General features: G+C 64.9%; 14 protein-coding genes. 4 read left to right on the top strand and 10 right to left on the bottom strand.

Annotated features, from left to right (window positions below; translation table 11 throughout):
* Nucleotides 1-164 precede the first annotated feature (164 nt).
* The 4 genes from CKO25_RS18580 to CKO25_RS18565 all read left to right on the top strand — a co-directional run bounded on the left by CKO25_RS18580 (nt 165) and on the right by CKO25_RS18565 (nt 6,833).
* The gene (locus CKO25_RS18580; protein ID WP_200389446.1) at nt 165-2,435 is read left to right on the top strand and encodes a transglutaminase family protein; all 2,271 of its coding nucleotides are present in this window, start codon (nt 165-167) and stop codon (nt 2,433-2,435) included.
* A 113-nt stretch (nt 2,436-2,548) separates the two neighbouring features.
* On the top strand, nt 2,549-3,565 hold the full coding sequence (locus CKO25_RS18575) for an AAA family ATPase (protein ID WP_200389445.1): 1,017 nt from the start codon (nt 2,549-2,551) through the stop codon (nt 3,563-3,565).
* A 93-nt stretch (nt 3,566-3,658) separates the two neighbouring features.
* Nucleotides 3,659-4,975: a DUF58 domain-containing protein gene (locus CKO25_RS18570; RefSeq protein ID WP_200389444.1), complete on the top strand. Its 1,317-nt coding sequence runs from the start codon at nt 3,659-3,661 to the stop codon at nt 4,973-4,975.
* Nucleotides 4,976-5,351: 376 nt separating this feature from the next.
* Nucleotides 5,352-6,833 (top strand): hypothetical protein, encoded by a 1,482-nt coding sequence (locus CKO25_RS18565; protein ID WP_200389472.1) that lies wholly within the window; start codon nt 5,352-5,354, stop codon nt 6,831-6,833.
* 72 nt (nt 6,834-6,905) lie between these two features.
* Here the strand turns inward: CKO25_RS18565 and lipB are convergent, their stop codons facing one another.
* The 10 genes from lipB to CKO25_RS18515 all read right to left on the bottom strand — a co-directional run bounded on the left by lipB (nt 6,906) and on the right by CKO25_RS18515 (nt 17,563).
* Entirely contained in the window at nt 6,906-7,544 is a 639-nt protein-coding gene (lipB, locus tag CKO25_RS18560; protein ID WP_200389443.1) for a lipoyl(octanoyl) transferase LipB, read from the bottom strand.
* Nucleotides 7,545-7,546: 2 nt separating this feature from the next.
* Entirely contained in the window at nt 7,547-7,852 is a 306-nt protein-coding gene (locus CKO25_RS18555; RefSeq protein ID WP_200389442.1) for a YbeD family protein, read from the bottom strand.
* Nucleotides 7,849-9,000, bottom strand: a complete 1,152-nt coding sequence (locus CKO25_RS18550) for a D-alanyl-D-alanine carboxypeptidase family protein (RefSeq protein ID WP_200389441.1) — start codon at nt 8,998-9,000, stop codon at nt 7,849-7,851. Before CKO25_RS18550 ends, CKO25_RS18555 begins: the two co-directional genes overlap by 4 nt.
* Before the next feature lie 132 nt (nt 9,001-9,132).
* Entirely contained in the window at nt 9,133-10,296 is a 1,164-nt protein-coding gene (gene mltB / locus CKO25_RS18545) for a lytic murein transglycosylase B (protein ID WP_242467738.1), read from the bottom strand.
* A gap of 235 nt (nt 10,297-10,531) precedes the next feature.
* Entirely contained in the window at nt 10,532-11,641 is a 1,110-nt protein-coding gene (gene rodA / locus CKO25_RS18540) for a rod shape-determining protein RodA (RefSeq protein WP_242467740.1), read from the bottom strand.
* Between the two features lie 16 nt (nt 11,642-11,657).
* Nucleotides 11,658-13,520 carry a penicillin-binding protein 2 gene (gene mrdA / locus CKO25_RS18535; RefSeq protein WP_242467737.1) on the bottom strand — a complete coding sequence of 621 codons (1,863 nt, stop codon included), beginning with the start codon at nt 13,518-13,520 and terminating at the stop codon, nt 11,658-11,660.
* Nucleotides 13,521-13,533: 13 nt separating this feature from the next.
* On the bottom strand, nt 13,534-14,022 hold the full coding sequence (gene mreD, locus CKO25_RS18530; protein ID WP_200389439.1) for a rod shape-determining protein MreD: 489 nt from the start codon (nt 14,020-14,022) through the stop codon (nt 13,534-13,536).
* Nucleotides 14,019-14,885 (bottom strand): rod shape-determining protein MreC, encoded by an 867-nt coding sequence (gene mreC, locus CKO25_RS18525; protein ID WP_338115176.1) that lies wholly within the window; start codon nt 14,883-14,885, stop codon nt 14,019-14,021. The genes mreD and mreC overlap by 4 nt, the downstream gene beginning before the upstream one ends.
* Before the next feature lie 75 nt (nt 14,886-14,960).
* Nucleotides 14,961-16,004: a rod shape-determining protein MreB gene (locus tag CKO25_RS18520; protein WP_200389438.1), complete on the bottom strand. Its 1,044-nt coding sequence runs from the start codon at nt 16,002-16,004 to the stop codon at nt 14,961-14,963.
* Between the two features lie 380 nt (nt 16,005-16,384).
* Nucleotides 16,385-17,563, bottom strand: coding sequence for a hypothetical protein (locus tag CKO25_RS18515; protein WP_200389437.1), 1,179 nt, complete (start codon nt 17,561-17,563; stop codon nt 16,385-16,387).
* Nucleotides 17,564-18,157 lie beyond the last annotated feature (594 nt).

Below are 18,157 nucleotides of genomic sequence, written 5' to 3'. Positions count from 1 at the left end.
ATTCCGCGACCTGTCCCTGAGTCTGGCATGAGGGTCGCGCGCTACGGCACGGCCGCTGCTGCGTGCGCCGGTACGGGGCGACGATCACGGCGGTGACCGCGGTCGATCATGCTTCATCTCCAATCCTGCGAGTCCTGACAACGTGGTGAGACCCTCCTGTGGCGATGCTTGAAGCCGACCCGAATCCTTTCCTCAGCATGCCGGCCACGATCGACTTCGATCAGGCCGTGCGCGAACACGACGAGGCCGTCGCCACGCTCGGGTTGGCGATCTGGGTCGGCACCGAACCGACCTTCACCGACCGCTTCTCCGAACGCGCCGAGTGGTTGAGCACGGCCCTAGGAGAGGACAAGGCGGCACGCGCGGAACAACTCCTAACGGTGTTGCATGCGCGCGCCGGCGGCATGATCCTGCGCACGCAAGGCCGACAGTATCCGGGGGAGGAACACCCGCGTTGGAGCTTGGGCCTTTACGCTCGACGCGATGGCGCGCCACTCTGGTTCGGTCCGCCCGACCCCAGTTGCGCCGAACTCCCGGCGCTCGCCCCGGACCTGGCACGCTTTTGCCTCCTCCTGCGGCAGGCGCTGGAGGCCCGTGGCGATCGCGTCCGCTGCGAGCATGATGTGGACGGGCGCACGCTCATCCTGAGCCGACCGCTGCATGGCGAGGACCCCGACGCGGAGCCGGAGCGGGATCTCGCGCGAATCGATCAGGCGTTGGCCGAGGCACTCGAGGCCGCGATCGAATCGCACCCGGTGGCGCCCGGCACGGCCCCGCTCCCAGGGAATATCGCCCTATTCGTGCTGGAGACTTGTCTCTGGGAGGGTGTTCAGGTGGCGCGTCTCGCCCTCCCGGACTGCCAGACGGTCGCGCACTTCCTCGGATCACTGGACCTGATCGGCGCCGCCGCCAACGCGGCGGAGTTGCCCGCGCTCATCCTGAGTGGCCATCCGCCGCCGGTCGATGCCAGTGTCTGTTGGACGACGATTACACCCGATCCGGCGGTGATCGAGATCAACATGGCACCCCATTGCGACGTATCCGGGCTCTTGGCGGCCAGCCGAACCCTCTATGACGCGAGTGCGCAACTGGGACTCGCACCCTATCGGCTCTACTACAATGGCGCCGTCGCGGACTCGGGAGGTGGCGGTCAGATGACCTTCGGCGGCCCCAGCCCCGAGGATAGTCCCTTCTTTCGGGCTCCGCGTCTCTTGCCCCGACTGGTGCGCTATCTCAATCACCACCCGGCACTCTCCTACCTCTTCGCTCACGATTACATCGGCGGCTCGGGTCAGGCCGTGCGCAGCGATGAACGGGGACATGACGGTTTGGGTGAATTGGCCCTTGCCCTCGCCCTCTTGGAGCGGGGCCGCTTGCCCAATGCCGAGACCCTCTGGGAAGGGCTATCGCATCTGCTCACCGATGCCGCGGGCAACAGTCATCGCGCCGAGCTCAACATCGAAAAACTCTGGAACCCCTTCATCCCGTGCCGCGGGAAACTGGGCCTGGTCGAATTTCGCGCCTTACGCATGCAGCATTCGCCCGAGCGAACCGCCGCGCTCGCCGTGCTGCTGCGGGCGATCATCGCCATGCTCGCGCACGCGCCAGCCGCATCACCCGCCCCCTTGATCGATCATGGCGAGGCCTTGCATGATCGTTACGCCCTGCCCTTCTATCTCGAACGCGATCTCGAGGAGGTACTGGCCGACTTGCAGAACGCCGGCTTGGGACTCGGCGCCCCACTCGCTGCAATGGTGCGTCGCAACCGGTTGCGCGAACTCGGCCAGGTGGTCTTCGGGGGCTGTGATCTGCGCATCCGCCGAGCAATCGAGTTCTGGCCCTTGATCGGTGATGTCAGTCGCCAGGATCAGAACACCTCGCGACTCGTCGATGCGAGCACGATGCGCCTGGAGATCTGTCTGCGTCCGGTCGAACCAAAGGCGATGGCCTCCGCTGACGATGAGACCGGAGGGGTAGGGCGTGCCGCGGATGCCTTCGCGGGCTGGCAGATCGCCGTCGGACCACCCGAGCAGGCGCTCGCCCTGCCACTGCGTTTGGAGCAGGATCACAACGGCGTGGCGAAGGTGATCGGATTGCGTTATCGCGCCTTCACCCCTCGGCAGGGTCTGCACCCCGCGCTCAAGGCGCAAGTCCCGGTGCGGTTGATCCTCTGGCATCCCGCGCGGCACGAGGCCATCGCGGTCACCCTGCACGACTGGCGTCCGGACGGTGAAGCCTACCAGGGTCTGCCTGCCGATCTCGCCGAGGCCGAAACGCGACGCCTGGCCCGCTGCGTCACCGCCTCCATCCCAGCACCCCGACCGGAACAACTCCGTGCGCCACCGTCTGAATCCTTGACCCCGCACACGTGCGACCTGCGCTGGCTGAGTGTCCGCGGGGAGGCGGACCTGGACAGCTCCGCCGCGGCAGCCTGAGTTTGGATCATGTCCCGAACCCATCCGAGCGCCCGCCATGGTCAAGTTTAAGTCCCCGCGCGGCCACCGCGGGGCCTGCCCGGCAGCCGTCAGCCATTCAAGCGCGACCCGCCATGCACGACACGCACGATCACCCGCCTAGAACCGCTCCGAGTCCGCCTCCCACGGCGGCCCAGGTCACGCACTGCGCCGAGACGCTCGCCGCGCTCGAACAGGGCATCGGTGGCGTCTTGATTGGCCAGCAGCGGGTGATTCGCGAGTCGGTGGTGGCCTTGGCGGCGGCTGGACACGTCCTGCTCGAAGGGGTCCCGGGAGTGGGCAAGACGCTACTCGTGCGGGCGCTCGCGGTTGCGCTCGGCGGGCGCTTTTCGCGGATTCAGTTCACTCCCGACCTGATGCCGAGTGACGTGACGGGGCACGCCGTGTTCGACTCCAAAAGCGAGACCTTCCGCATTCGCCGCGGCCCCATCTTCTGCAATCTGCTGCTCGGCGACGAAATCAATCGCGCCCCACCGAAGACCCAAGCGGCCTTGCTGGAGGCCATGCAAGAGCAACAGGTCACGATCGAGGGCGCCTCGCTCGCGCTCACACCGCCGTTTTCGGTGTTCGCAACCCAGAACCCGATCGAACACGAGGGGACCTATCCCCTGCCGCGGGCCCAGCTTGACCGTTTTCTACTCAAGATCATCGTCGATCATCCCAACGCGGACGATGAACTTGCCATGGTCCGTCAGGTCACGCATGAGCGGGTCGGCGATCTGCTCGATGTCTCGGCCGTCGTGCAGATCCTGAACACGACCGACCTGATTGCGCTGCAGCAGGTCTGCGCGCGGCTGCAGGTCGCCGACAGCGTCCTTGCCTATGCGGTTCGCCTGGTGCGTGCCGCCCGGGAATGGCCCGGGATCGAAACCGGGCCAGGCCCCCGCACCGGGATTGCCCTGATCCGCGCGGCCCGCGCACATGCCCTCGTCGGTGGGCGCGATTTCGTGACGCCGGACGACATCAAAGCGATGGCCGCGGCGGTGCTGCGTCATCGCCTGACCCTGAGCGCCGATCTCGAGATGGAAGGGCTCGAACCGGACGACCTCATGGATGAGCTACTCCGCACCGTCCCGGCGCCGCGGCCTTGAACCCGCAACCGTGGTCACGCCGCTGTCTGTTGCGAGAATCAATCCTGTGCCGCTCACCTCCGCGAGCGTCCGCGTCAACTCCGCACCCTGGCCATGAGACCGCGGCAGGCACTGGTCCCATGGCTCGCCGGTTGGACCGGCCTGGGGCTGGCCGCGCACTGGCTACCCAGCGCGGTGCTGGTCTGGCAGCTGGCCGGCCTCCTGATCGCCAGCTTCAGTCTGGCCGATTGGTGGGCACTGCACCGCCAACCCACCCCGCGCTTGGTCGAGCGACTGGTCGGGGGACGCCTGGGCCGGCTCGCCTTGCACGATTGGGGCGATGTGGAACTCACCCTCGCCAACCCGAGCGCCCGGTCGCTGCGCTTGTGGCTGCACGATGCTCACCCCAGCCGGTTCGCGGTCCGGGGCTTGCCCTGCGCAATCCTGCTTGGCCCCGGTGAAACAACCCACGTCCGCTATCAATTGCGCCCCGGGCAACGGGGCGACTTCTGCATCGCGGGCAGCCGGATCGCGCTGCACTCGCCCTTGCGTCTCTGGGTCGATCATCGATTCATCCCCCTGGCGACGCGCGTGCAGGTGGGGCCTAATCGGCGCGTACTGAGCCGCGCGCTTCTCAATGGCGCGCGCGCACGCGCCGGTGAACGCGGTCCGCACCCCCAACTGGATCGCCGTGCCGGGATGGATTTTCAGCAATTACGTGATTTTCGCCAAGGCGACAACCTACGGCGCATCGACTGGAAGGCCAGCGCGCGGATGCGTAAGCTGATTGCACGGGAGTACCGCGACGAGCGTGATCAGCAACTGGTCTTCATGCTCGACGCTGGGCGGCGCATGCGCCATGGCGATGCTGGGCACACCCATCTCGACGAGGCCCTGAATGCCTTGCTCGCGGTGGCCGACCTGGCCCTCGCCCAAGGGGACGCCGTCGGCGCCATGACCTTCGGGGGACCGCAACGCTGGCAAGCCCCAAGGCGCGGCACACGCACCCTGGGCCGCTTGATCGACGCACTCTACGACCTCCAGCCGAGCCTGGAGCCCGCCGATCCCTTGGAGGCCGCGCGCACGCTCTGGCCACGCCTCCCACGCCGGACCTGGGTGATCATCATGACCAACACCAGGAACGAGGATCAGTCCGAGCTGGAGCAGGCCGCGCGTTTGTTACGCCGGCGGCACCTCCTGGTGATCGCCGACCTGCGCGAAGCGGTCTTGGACCGCACCCTGGCGCAAGGAATGACCGATCTGCCGAGCGCACTGCGTTATCATGCCGCGCAAGATTGGCTCGAGCAGAGACGAGCGCATGGGGCACGCTTGCGCCAACTCGGCGTCGAGACGCTCGATCTCGTTCCGACAGGGCTCCCGCAAGCACTGATCGAACGCTATCGTGCCCTCAAGCACGCTGGAATGCGCTGAGTGCATCAGACCCAGACACCGGCCGGGGTCCGGGCCGCGCTCATGCCCCCGGTCACCACCCACTGTTCGGCCCGTCCGCCCGACGCCGCTGACGCGTCATCGATCCCTCGGCCCAGCGCGCACGACCGGACCCATGGGCTGCAGACCGCCTTACACCGCATCAGGAGAACAGCGTATGCGTTTCACCCGCTCGTCCTTAAGGTTGACCCGCGCCATGACAGCCTCGCGACCCACCCACACCCTACCGCGCCGCACCGATTCGCCATGCCTCGGCCTGCCCTTGCGGCTGTCCAAACCGTCGCCGCGCCGGTTTGCTGATCGCCCGGTTCCTGGTCTGAAGGCCGCCGCACTCAGCCTGGTCGGGCTCTTGGGCTTCATGGTCACGATCCCCGCTGCCGCCGCCATCCCGGCGACCCCGGTCATGACGGTCTATCAATTCAATGGACCGCTCGAGATGCCCTACTACCGGGCAGACAGCTTCGCGCGCTCCGGGACGTCCACCCCGGCGGGAACCCTGACGCAGGGCACCTCCGTGATCCCCTGCCTCGTGATTCGCGATGGCCTGCCCTTGATGGATGCCTCCGGAACGCCTTACGTCGGCTTCGAGGTCGTCGTCGATCCGCGCCGCGCCACCGCGTCCGCCACCGAGACCTTTCGGCGTGCCGTGAATGAACGCAAAACCATGCGTGTGAAGAACCATCATTGTCCCCCGCAGGTCACCAACGTCATCAACGTTCGCCATCTCTACGCACTCGAGAAGGCGCCGTTCTTCTCCCCGCCCCGCAGCGGGACCGCCGTCAGTCCGAGCAGCGGGAGCGACCTCGACCGCATCGTGCGGGCCTTCCACACCTCGCCGCAATGCGAGGACGTGAACCGGCAATTGGTCGGGCGGCGTGCCGCACTCGAGCGCGCCTGGGACGACTTCACGCGCGAGCATACTGGACGGTTGGGCACCGCGACCCAGCTGGACCATGCCAAGCACCTCGACTACAGCATGCGCACCGCCATCTATGAGGGCCATCTCGAACGCGGCTGCAACGCCTACGGCGCCTGCGAACGCAACATCATCGTCCTCTCCATTCGCAACCGCGCCATCGGTCAGTGTTTGGCACGCCAGGGGTGCCAGTTTCCTGGCGACTTCAAAGGCGTCTCCTCCTCGGTGTCCCAGTACAATATCTGGGACGAGTATCTGACCCAGATCTCGGGGCTGACGGCCTGCTATCTACGTCCAGACCTCGCGAGCAACGACCGATACGCCAAACTACAGGCCATGTACACCCAGTCGGTGGGGGATGCCGAGCGCATCCTCTTCGGCGGCGAGCGGGATCTCCAGGCCCTGTTTCCCGAGAACCGCCTCGCGGACTTGACGGCCATGCGCCACTATTATCATGCCCCGGCGATGGGCAAGTGTTTCCCGAACCATGACCGCGTCGAATACATGAGTGGCGCGGTTGCCCGCAACGGCAACGATTTCGCCCTGATCGCGAACACCCGCATCAAGGTCGGCGCCGCCAGTGGCAATGGCTATCAGTTCGAGGAGTTCCGCTTCGAGGAAACACCCGAGCGTGATCTCGTCCGCACCGAGAACAATTTTCCCGGCTTCGTCGTCGACGGTCGCAAGGTCTCGCTACGCGCCCCCCGTTCCTGTCCACCCTACGGCATCCCGAGCGGCTGTCCATCGAATCAAGTCGGACGTTATCGCACCACCCCGAGTTGGCTCACCGCCGGGCGGCCGATCGAGATCAGCTGTAGCATCCTCGACCGGGGTGAGTCCTGTCGCGGCAGTGGCACGCTCAAGACCGCGCGCGTAGGCGGTGTCTGCGACAAGGAAATGCGACCCGTGACCGGGGTCCACTAGTGCTGCCCTGAACCGGGGTCGCGGCGCGCGACCGCTTGAATGGAGCCGCTCGGGGCCTGGCCCCGGTCGGCGTCACGCGCGGGGCGCGCCGAGCACCTCAACGAGCCTCTCGATGACGCCGCTCGCGACCGCGGCGATGGACACGCTTGGGACCAGGTCACGCATCTGCGTGACGGCGAGACCGGGATATCCACAGGGATTGATGCGACCGAAGGGCTCGAGGTCCATCGCCACGTTCAGCGCGAGACCATGGTAGCTGCAGCCATTGCGAATGCGCAGACCCAGCGACGCAATCTTGGCCCCCGCGACATAGACACCTGGCGCATCCGCGCGGCGCTCGCCCTGGATGCCATAGGAGGCGAGCAAGAGGATCACGCCTTGTTCCAGATGCTCGACCAAGCGCTTCACACCCAACCCGGCACGGCGCAGATCAAGGAGCACATAGACCACCAATTGGCCCGGACCATGATAGGTCACCTGGCCCCCACGATCGGTCCGCACGACCGGGATGGCGCCCGGATTGAGCAGGTGCTCGGGCCGACCGGCCTGCCCGAGCGTGAAGACCGGACGGTGCTCGAGCACCCACAAGTGGTCGCGCGTCGCGGGGCCGCGCTGATCGGTGAAGGCGCGCATCGCCTCCAAGGTTGGCTGATAGGCTTGTAAACCCTCAAGCCGCTCGATCACGAATCCCGTTGCGGCCCGCGGGTGCATGCTCAGATCACCCAGGCAATGGCTTCATGCGCGGTCAGTTCGCGGTAGATGGCATCGAGCTGCGCCCGGCTGTGCGCCTCGATCGTCAGGGTCACGGAAGTCCATTTGCCACCGCGACTGGAACGACTGCGCACAGCAACGCTGGCATCCGCAGCGAGATGACGACGCGCGAGCGTCACGACCAGCATTTCGAGATCGGCATCGGCTCGCCCCATCGCCTTGATCGGGAAGCGGCAAGGAAAAACCAGCAGGGTCTCGGCCGACGGCGCATCCGGGCCCTTGGCCGGCGGTGCTGCGTCGTCGCTCATTGGGATTGGAACAGCCCCAGGACGCTATCGCGGGCAATCTGCCAGAGATTCCCCTTCTCGATCCCGGCGAGCCCGATGAGCGGCAGGCGGTTGATCTCCGCTCCATCAAAGGTCACGATGACCTCGCCGACCGGCGTGCCGGACGCGATGGGTGCAGTCAGGTTCGCCTCAGCCTTCTCCAAGCGGGCCGCGAGTTCAGCGTAGCGACCACGCGGAAAGGTCGCGAAGACATCGCTCACGGGACCGACCGGTAACCATTCCTGATCCCCTTTCCAGACGCGGAAGGACTCGACGGGCTCATCGGCCGGATAGAGGAGATGGCTCTCGTAATAGCGGAAGCCGTAATTCATCAGGGCCAGGCTGGCATCGGCACGTGCGTTCGGGGTCGGCGAACCCATCACCACCGAGATCAGCCGCATGTCGTTGCGCTTGGCGGAGGAGACCAGACAGTAGCCTGCCGCCTGCGTGTAACCCGTCTTGATTCCGTCAGCAGATTCATCACGACGTAACAATGGGTTGCGATTGTGTTGCGTGATCTCGTTGAAGGTGAACTCGCGGGTACTGTACCAACCGTAGAACTCTGGGAATTCACGCACGATGGCCATCGCGACCAGCGCGATGTCACGCGCCGTGATATAGAGTTCGGGATCTGGCAACCCATGGGGATTGGTGAAGTGACTGTTGGTCATGCCAAGACGTTGCGCGTTGGCATTCATCAGATCGGCAAACGCCTCCACACTGCCCGCGACATGCTCGGCTAGGGCGACACTGGCATCATTTCCAGATTGCACGATCATGCCCATCAAGAGGTCCTGAATCGAGACCTGCTTGCCGACCTCAACGAACATCTTGGAGCCGCCAGTGCGCCAGGCACGCTCACTGATGAGCACCTGATCGCCAAGAGCGATCTTCCCGGCCGCCAATTCACGAAACACCACGTAACCGGTCATGATCTTGGTCAGGCTCGCCGGCTCGAGACGTTCGTCCGCGTTCTTCTCGGCGAGGATCTGGCCACTGTTGAAGTCGATCAGGAGATACCCCTTCGCCGCGACCGCTGGAGGATCCGGGATGGCTTGAGGCGTCTGCGCGAACACTCCGGGTAGCACGAACAACAGTGACAGCAACAACAGCTTCGAGACAGGCTTCATGTGGATATCCGGGTGTTCTAGGGTCGACCGCATCACAGGTCGCATTCTAACCGCCTGTCGCGGCATTTGGCAGCCGTCGCGTCGGCTCGAGGCCGCGCGACCTCGAGCCGATGGGGAGCCGCGGCGGCGCGGTCACCACGCGGAGCCATCAACCCGCGCCCGGATCGCTTGGCTCAACTGATAGACCGCCATGGCATAGAGGGTGCTGTGGTTGTAGCGCGTGATCACATAGAAGTTGCGCAGACCGATCCAGTAGGCGGCATCCGGCTCCTCGAGTCGAATCAGGATGGCGGCCGTCGTCGGATCCAGTTGCGCCGCGGCGGCCTCGCGCGCCACCAGACCCGCCGCCGTCAGGGCGGCGAGCGTGGTATTGGGTTCCAGGGGCGCCTTTTCAGCGATGGCCAAATCAGGTGGCGGCGCGGCGCTCAGGTCGACGGGGAAGGCGATCGCAGCGCCTGGCTGCCAACCGTGACGAGCCAGATAGTTCGCGACACTGCCGATGGCATCGGCGTCACTGTTCCACAGATCGCGGCGCCCATCCCCGTCAAAGTCGATGGCATAGGCACGATAGCTGGATGGAATGAACTGTGGCTTGCCCATGGCGCCGGCATAGGAGCCCACCGGCTCGAGCGGGTCCATCCCCTCTTCGCGCGCCAACAGCAGGAATGACTCCAGTTCGCCGCGAAAGAAACGCGCGCGTCGCGGATAGGCGAAGCCAAGGGTCGTGAGGGCATCGATCACGGCATGCTGACCGAGATTGCGACCATAGTTGGTCTCCACCCCGATGATGGCAACGATGATAGACGGATCGACCCCATGGAGGGCGTGCGCGCGCGCCAAGGTGTCCTGGTTCTCGCGCCAATACTCGCTACCCCCTTCGATCCGCTCCGGCGTCACGAACAACGACTGATACCGATACCATGGTAGCCCCTCATAGGGCCGATTCATGGCATCGATGATGCCCTGACGGTATTCGGCTTGCGCCAGCAGGGTCCTGAGTGCGTCGGCATCGAATCCATGCCGCTCCGTCATCTCGCGCACGAACGCATCCACGTCGGCGGGCGCGATGGCCGGGGCCGCGGCGAGCCCCGAGGCGAAGGCGAGGAACGCGCAGAGCACCAGTCGCGGGGTGACGCGCTGACGCCAGGTCGACGGCGCGGCCAGTCGCACCGGATGAGGCCGGCGCGCATCCCGGAGCCTGCAGGCATGAGAACGCAGTCTGGAGGTGGTGGCGCGACCGCGCGCCATCAGGGACACCAGCGGGAAGACCATTGGGGGACTCTGCACTCTGGGCATTCGGGCCTCCGGTGCCACCGCCGGTTGGAGCCGGACCCGGGGCGGCGCGGTTGATGAGTTCGGCGCACGGCGACGCCGGGGTCGGGGTCGGGGTCGGGGTCGAAACGCTGGGCATGCCCGCGGCCGATCCGCCGTGGTCCGGTGCCTTCAGTGGGCCCCATGCGGGTGTCGGCACGCGCCCCCTGATGCGACCCCCGATGATGACACCAACGGGACACCATCACATGGACTGAGTTCACAGGGGGCGGATGCGGTGGGTCTGAACGGCCATGATGATGCCGAAACCCGCCATCAAGGTCACCATCGAGGTCCCACCATAGCTGATCAACGGGAGTGGCACACCCACGACCGGCAGCAATCCGGTGACCATTCCAGTATTCACGAAGACATAGACGAAGAACACGAGGGTGAGGCTGCCGGCCAGCAAGCGGCCGAAACGATCCTCGGCCCGCGCCGCGATCAGCAGCCCGCGCAGAATGATGAACAAATAGATGGCCAGCAGCACGAGGATGCCGGTGAATCCGAACTCCTCCCCAATCACCGCAAAGATGAAATCGGTGCTGCGCTCCGGAAGAAATTCCAGATGGGACTGGGTCCCATTGAGCCAGCCCTTGCCGTCGATGCCACCCGAGCCGATCGCGATCTTGGATTGGATGATGTGATAGCCGGCGCCGAGCGGATCCATCTCCGGATTGAGGAAGGTCAGCACGCGATCGCGCTGATAATCGTGCAAACCGAACCACACCAAGGGCGCGACGGCGAGGGCGGCAACCGCCAGGGCAAGGATCATCCACCAACTCAATCCGGCAACGAAGAGCACCATCACCCCCGCGCTGGCCACCAGGATGGAGGTCCCCAAGTCGGGTTGCTTGGCGATCAAGATCACTGGAATCAGAGTCAGAACCGTCGCGAGAACAACCCAGGGCAAAGTTGGCGGCAGGCGACGCGCGCTCAACATCCAGGCCAGCATCATGGGAACCGCGAGTTTCAGGAGTTCCGAGGGCTGAAACCGAATGACGCGCAAATCCAGCCAACGTTGCGCGCCCTTGCCGACATCGCCGACCAGCAGGACCGCGATCAACATCAGCACACCCACCCCATAGAGAACGGGTGACCAAACGCGCAAACGTGCTGGCGGCACCTGCGCGAGCGCGATCATGAAGAGGCTCGCAATGCCGAGTCGGATCAACTGCCGTTCGACCGTCGCCAGGTCCTGGTCACTCGCCCCGTAGAGCACGACCAGGCCGAAGGCACAGAGCAGCAGCAAGGCCAGCAACAGCGGTGCATCAAGATGGAGGCGATACCAGGGTCCACGATCGCCGTGATCGCGCGCCAACTCGGACAGGGCGCGATGATTCGTTCTAGCCACCTGCCCCCTCCTCGTCTTCCTTCGCCAGGGTCGAACCGAGCAGGTAGGCATCCATGATACGCCGCGCCACGGGCGCCGCGGCCGCGCCGCCACCGCCACCATGCTCGATGATCACCGCGATGGCGATCCGCGGATCGTCGACGGGCGCGAAGGCGACGAATAAGGCATGGTCGTGCAGATGTTTCGGCAGCCGCGCCGCGTTGTAGGTCTGATTCTGCCCGAGCGAGAAGACCTGGGATGTCCCCGTCTTCCCCGCGATGCGATACTCTGGGGTACGAATCCGTCGCGCCGTTCCCCCCTCTACCACCTTGGCCATGGCATCGACGATCCGCTGCCATTGCCACTCCTCGCCCAAGGCGATCCGATGCGAGACCAGGGGTTGCGCCCGCGCCAGGGCATCGCCCGGCGCCTGCGCGGCCCGCACGACCCGCGGTTGAATCACTTGTCCGTGATTCGCGACCGCCGCGGTCGCCACGGCAAGCTGCAACGGCGTGGCCAGGTAGGAGCCCTGCCCGATCCCCACGATCAGTGTCTCACCTGGATACCAGGGCTGGTTGCGGGTCCGTCGTTTCCATTCCCGCGTTGGCATGAGCCCGCCGAGTTCACCGGCAACGTCGATTCCCGTCACCTGACCGAAGCCAAAGTCGGACAAGAACGCGGACAGCCGATCGATGCCCATCCGATTGGCCAGATCGTAGAAATAGACATCGCAGGACTGCACGATCCCCTGCTCGAGATTTTGTGCCCCATGCCCGCCGCGTTTCCAACAGCGAAAGCGATGGGAATGCCCGGGCAGGCTGAAGTGCCCCGGACAAAAGGTGGTCCGACGCTCGGTCGTGATTCCAGAGGCCAGACCGGCTAGGCCCACGAAGGGTTTGATGGTCGAGCCGGGTGGATATTGACCGCGCACGGCGCGGTTGTAGAGCGGCTTGTCGGGCGAGGACAAGAGGGCCTGATAGTTCGCTTGGCTGATACCCTCCACGAACAGATTGGGATCGAAGCTGGGATTGCTCACCAAGGCCAACACCCCGCCGTTGCGCGGATCGATCGCCACCACCGCGCCGCGTTCGTCTCCCAGTGCCTCCTGCGCCGCCTGCTGCAGGGCGATGTCCAAGTAGAGATACAGATCCTGGCCCGACACGGGGGGGCGGCTTTCCAGGGTCCGGATCACCCGTCCGCGGGCGTTGACCTCCACCTGCTGATAGCCGACCTGCCCATGCAGCAAGGCCTCGTGTGCCTTCTCCACCCCGCTCTTGCCGATGAATTGGGTGCCGGCGTAGTTGCCGCGATCGATGCGGGCCAGCTCTTGTTCGTTGATGCGCCCGACATAGCCGAGCACATGCGCGGTCTGCTCACCCCGTGGGTAGGTCCGGATCAATTCGGCTCTGACCTCGACGCCGACGAACCGGTGTGCATCGACCGCGAAGCGTGCCAGCTCGGACTCGGTCAGGTTGAGCCGGATGGGGACGGGCTGAAAGCGCATCCGCCGGCGCTTTTGACGCTCGAAGCGGGCAAGATCCTGAGGTTCGATGCGGATCAGCCGCGCGAGATCCGCCAGCGTCTCCTCCAAATCAGCGACCTTCTCGATCGTGATCTCGAGCGAGAAGGAGGGGTGATTATCGGCCAGCAAAACGCCGGCTGCGTCATAGATCAATCCCCGCGCCGGTGGCAACGGCTGGACCTTGACCCGATTGTCTTGAGACAGAACCGAGAAGTGCTCATGTTGATCGATCTGGAGATGCACGAGACGGACAATCACTGCCGCGAGCGCGCTGATCACCAGCAGCGCCGCGATCAGCGCACGAGTGGCCACCAACCGGACCTCGCGTTTGCGATCTTCGAGCCGTGATTCCATCAGTTTCTCCGCCTCAAACCAGACCCGCTCGGCGCGCCAGATCACTCATGACGAAGAACAACCAGGGCCACAGCAGAAAACCGATCAGGGTTGACATCCAATCATCCCAAGCGGGCAAGGGAGTGGCGGTCGCGGCCAGTACCCAGAGATTGATCAGTCGCTCAGCGACCAGCAACAACCAGACGAAGACCGCCTGCTGCCAGATCGGAAAGACACGTACACGCTGCTGCAACATGACCGCGGCATAGGCCAGCAGTGACAAGCTCAAGGCATGCTGCCCAAGCAAGGAACCCAAAATCAGGTCGAGCGCCAGCCCCAGTGCGAAGGCCGAGAAGACGCCGAACCGATCCGGGACCGTCAGACACCAATAGAGCGTCAAGAGTGCGACCCACTGCGGTCTGAGCATCTCCAGGCCGAATGGCATCGGCAAGACCATCAATGCGAGCGCGACCCCTAAGGTCAGCAGCACCAACCAACCGCCCTGTGTGGTCGCATCGCTCACGGTGCCACCCGAGCGCGTATCCGCTCGGCATCCGTGAGGGCATTCGGATACATCCGCGGATCAAGGGTCCACACCAGCAGCACCTCGCGACTGCGATCGAGTCGCGCTGTCGGCTCCGCGAGGACCGTCGTGAAGGGGTTGTCGGGATCCTGCCGCACCACGGTCACTCGGGCGACCGGATACCCGGGCGGGAAACGCTCTCCCATGCCCGAGGTGACCAGGAGATCGCCTTCACGAATGTCGGCGTTCTTAGGGATGTAGAGCAGTTCGAGGTCGTGTCCGACACCGGTCCCAGCCGCAATGCTGCGCAGGCCATTGCGGTTAACCTCGACCGGTAAGGCATGTTCCGAGTCGGTGATCAAGAGCACCACCGAGGATGAGGGATTCACCCGCACGACCTGCCCCATCACCGCATTGGCGTCGAGGACCGGTTGACCGATGAACACGCCCGCGTTCGCACCCTTGTTCAACATCACCTGCTGGCGCGCCGGCGTCAGGTCGACCGCCAAGATCTCAGCAATCAGGACCCGTTCACCGACATTGAACGAGGATCCCAGAAGGTCGCGCAGACGCATGTTCTCCGCCTCCAACGCCTCGAACTGCTGGAGACGTCCTTTCAAGAGCAAGTTCTCGCGCCTCAGCGCCTGATTGAGAGCGCGTAACTGTGACTCGCGCACCAATCGCTCCTGGGTCGCACGAATAGCACGCGTCGGGGCATCGACGGCAAAATGGAGCGGATCGGTGAGGACGGACAGCACCACCCGCACCCGCTCGAGTCGTTCGTAGCGGTGATCCGCGATGATCAGGCCCAGCGCGAACATGACCGCGAGGGTCACCCGAAGTGTCGGCGAAGGTCCGCGTATGAACAGCGGTTTAATCGGTCAAGTCCTCGACAGGTCGAGCCGCCCATTGCCGGCGGGGGACTCGGGGGCAACCGCTCACTCGGTTGTGAAGAGATCCGCCCCACGCGAGTCGATCATCTCCAGCGCCTTACCGCCCCCGCGCGCGACGCAGGTGAGCGGATCCTCCGCAACGATCACGGGCAAGCCGATCTCTTCCTCGATCAGTCGGTCGAAATCCCGCAGCAGCGATCCTCCACCAGTCAACACGATTCCGCGCTCGGCCACATCGGCGCCCAGCTCGGGAGGCGTTTGCTCGAGTGCCATCTTCACGGCCCCAACGATTGCCGCCAACGGCTCCTGGAGCGCCTCGAGGATCTCATTGCTATTGAGGGTGAAGCTTCTCGGCACGCCCTCGGCCAGGTTGCGACCCCGCACGTCGATGGTCAGGACCTCGGCCCCCGGGAAGGCGGACCCAATGCCGTGCTTGATCCGCTCGGCGGTCGCCTCGCCAATCAGGGTCCCGTAATTGCGCCGGACATAGCTGATGATGGCATCGTCGAAGGTATCGCCGCCCACCCGGATCGACGCCGAGTAGACGATTCCGTTCAATGAGATGATCGCAACTTCCGAGGTCCCGCCGCCGATATCGATGACCATGCACCCACGTGGTTCGTGAACGGATAAACCCGCGCCGATCGCCGCCGACATGGGTTCCTCGATCAAAAAGACCTCGCGTGCCCCCGCCCCCGCGGCCGACTCCTTGATGGCGCGCCGTTCCACCTGAGTCGAACCGCAGGGAACACAGATCAGGACGCGCGGGCTCGGCCGAATCAGACGCGCCGAGTGAACCTTGTTAATGAAGTATTGGAGCATCTTCTCCGTGATCGTGAAATCGGCGATGACACCGTCCTTGAGCGGGCGGATCGCCGTGATGCTCTGCGGTGTGCGGCCGAGCATGAGCTTGGCCTCCTCGCCGACTGCCACCACCGTTTTCCCACCACCCTTGCGTTCGTGGCGAATGGCGACGACCGAGGGTTCATTGAGCACGATCCCCTGATCGCGCAGGTAAATCAGGGTATTTGCTGTTCCCAGATCGATCGACAGATCGTTCGAGAAGATTCCTCGAAGACTTCTGAACACGTTCAGGTTCCTATCTTGCGCGAGACGTTGGGGGGATCATGCCCCTCGGGCGTGTAGGATACGGAGCCGGTGGGGAGCCGTCACCAAAAACGGCGAGTTAATCTAACAACGCGCGCGGGGATCGGCAAGGTGTGGCATCGGGCAGGACCGGCGCTCAGCGGGCCGATCCCGTGCCTAGACTTGGCCGCGGTGGGACGGGGCCGATCCGATCTCGCGTGGTCTTCCTCATGGCGCAGGCCCTCGGAAACACGCACGGCGATGAATGCCGTGCGCGATGGCGGATCCGGTAGCGGAGCATGGAGCAGTGACCCGTGGCGGCTCTGAGCTCGGTCCTGAGCCCAGCCCCGAGCAGACTCCATGACGTCGCGGATCGCGCGGACTCAGTGGGTCGTCACCGCGACGCTGGTCGCACCCACGGTCACATCATCCGACGCAAAACGCAGGAAGATGCGATGCGACACCGGATCGAACGCGATGGACTCGCCTTGCCCCGATACCACCACCGAAAAATAGGCGATCTCTCGCGGGTTCATCCGGCGCGCGAGACGTGGGCCGCAGTTGAGCACCTGCCCGGTCACATCGATCTCACAGACCTGAAGCCTCAGGGGCAGGCCCTGACCCGCATCGTCGGCGCTGACCCCGATCACGCCGGCAGCTCCGATATTGATTGCCGAGGCCGCAATCACATTCACCCCCGTGAGATGGGGTAATCGCAGGACACCATCGGCGCTCGGAGTCACCGCAATCGGCACGACATCGGGTGGTGGGGTCCGCGCGGCAGTGAGCGAAAGGGTATTCAGGCCAACTTGGCTCGGCGCGGGAACCTCACCGGCACAGCGAAAGATCAATGGAACCGTGAAATTATTCAGACTTGCCTTCGGACGAATCGCGACCACGAACCCCTGGCTCGCCCCGGCGGCGATGTCGACGGGATCATTCGCCCGTCCCGTCAACCGGTTCGCGGGGTCCGTGGTCTGATACGTGAACTCGAAGGCTGATTGCAACTCACGCGGCAGGGCCACGCCGCAGTCGCGCGCGGTCACCGCCGCGCCATTGATGAGGGTGGCGAAAACACTCGCGGTCGTGTCGACCGCAACGGCACGCGTTGATGGCAAGACGGCCGCGCGCAGGCTGGAGGTCTGCTTGACCACCTCCAGGCTGGTTATCGCGGACAAGCTGACGGAACAACTCCCGGTCGTCGACCCGGTGCGAATGTCGATATTCCAGCGATAGGGTAAGTCGACCCGTTCCCCGGCGAGCGGGAAACGGCCGGCACTGAGTTCGACGATGCGCGTCCCGTTGCCATCGCTGACCTCATCACGCGCCCCGCGAAACGCGCCATTGGCATCGACCCGGATGGCCGGGAAGGCCGCCGTGATGAAGCCGGGATTCGTCCCGCAATTCCTCGGGGTCTCCACGAGGATCCGCAGACCCGTCATCAGCCCATCGTCGGACACCTGAAAGGGCTGCCCCTGACTGGTGACCCAATCCCCCGCGAATGGAACCGGCTCAGCGCCCTGCACCGCATTCGACGCCAACGCGGCCACGACCAAGAGCATGCCGAGACGGATCCTCGCGCGCCCGGGCGCACGCCAGCGCTCAGCGCACAACGGCGGGGCGGAAGTGGGCCACACCGGGCTCGCCCGCACCCTGGTGGATCGCTCATCGGCACCGCTCACCAACGCGTCGCGCGCATCCTGGTCTCGAGACTCAGTCCTCTGCCGCATGGTTTCGCCCTCCCTTATCGAATTCATCGTTAGATTGGATGCTTCGGTCACCAGTCTGTGGCCCGTACTCTGGCGTCCATCCCGCGCACACTGCAGACGTCGGACCCGGACACCGGACGTTCGCCGCTGATCCAGCACCCTCTCGAGTCCACCGGGATGATCGGACCGCAATAACCGCATCGCAGGCCTTCACACACCTTGATACTAGATGAAAGAGGCTGCTTTTGTTCGATGATTCGCACAGCCGATGCACAGCGTGCCAGGGTTCAGGCCCGCCATCCGCGGTGACACGGCCGCCGCCATCAGCGAATGCCGGGGTGATGTGTCGCGCACCTTGCCTCCCAGGTCGACCGCGCGACCCGTGGGCACCCAGCGGCGCGCGCGGTCCTCGAGCACCGAAGGCTCAGGGGGCTCGGGGGCTCAGGG

It is taken from the genome of Thiocapsa imhoffii (assembly GCF_016583985.1).
Classification (GTDB): domain Bacteria; phylum Pseudomonadota; class Gammaproteobacteria; order Chromatiales; family Chromatiaceae; genus Thiocapsa; species Thiocapsa imhoffii.
Note: the sequence above shows the minus strand (reverse complement) of the source record. Positions and strands in the feature narration are given on the sequence as shown.

What these genes read in the sequence shown, in the direction of transcription:
- CKO25_RS18580 (WP_200389446.1), top strand. Translation starts at nt 165, where the DNA reads ATGCTTGAAGCCGACCCGAATCCTTTCCTCAGCATGCCGGCCACGATC.
- CKO25_RS18575 (WP_200389445.1), top strand. Translation starts at nt 2,549, where the DNA reads ATGCACGACACGCACGATCACCCGCCTAGAACCGCTCCGAGTCCGCCT.
- CKO25_RS18570 (WP_200389444.1), top strand. Translation starts at nt 3,659, where the DNA reads ATGAGACCGCGGCAGGCACTGGTCCCATGGCTCGCCGGTTGGACCGGC.
- CKO25_RS18565 (WP_200389472.1), top strand. Translation starts at nt 5,352, where the DNA reads ATGGTCACGATCCCCGCTGCCGCCGCCATCCCGGCGACCCCGGTCATG.
- lipB (WP_200389443.1), bottom strand. Translation starts at nt 7,544, where the DNA reads ATGCACCCGCGGGCCGCAACGGGATTCGTGATCGAGCGGCTTGAGGGT.
- CKO25_RS18555 (WP_200389442.1), bottom strand. Translation starts at nt 7,852, where the DNA reads ATGAGCGACGACGCAGCACCGCCGGCCAAGGGCCCGGATGCGCCGTCG.
- CKO25_RS18550 (WP_200389441.1), bottom strand. Translation starts at nt 9,000, where the DNA reads ATGAAGCCTGTCTCGAAGCTGTTGTTGCTGTCACTGTTGTTCGTGCTA.
- mltB (WP_242467738.1), bottom strand. Translation starts at nt 10,296, where the DNA reads ATGCCCAGAGTGCAGAGTCCCCCAATGGTCTTCCCGCTGGTGTCCCTG.
- mrdA (WP_242467737.1), bottom strand. Translation starts at nt 13,520, where the DNA reads ATGGAATCACGGCTCGAAGATCGCAAACGCGAGGTCCGGTTGGTGGCC.
- CKO25_RS18515 (WP_200389437.1), bottom strand. Translation starts at nt 17,563, where the DNA reads ATGCTCTTGGTCGTGGCCGCGTTGGCGTCGAATGCGGTGCAGGGCGCT.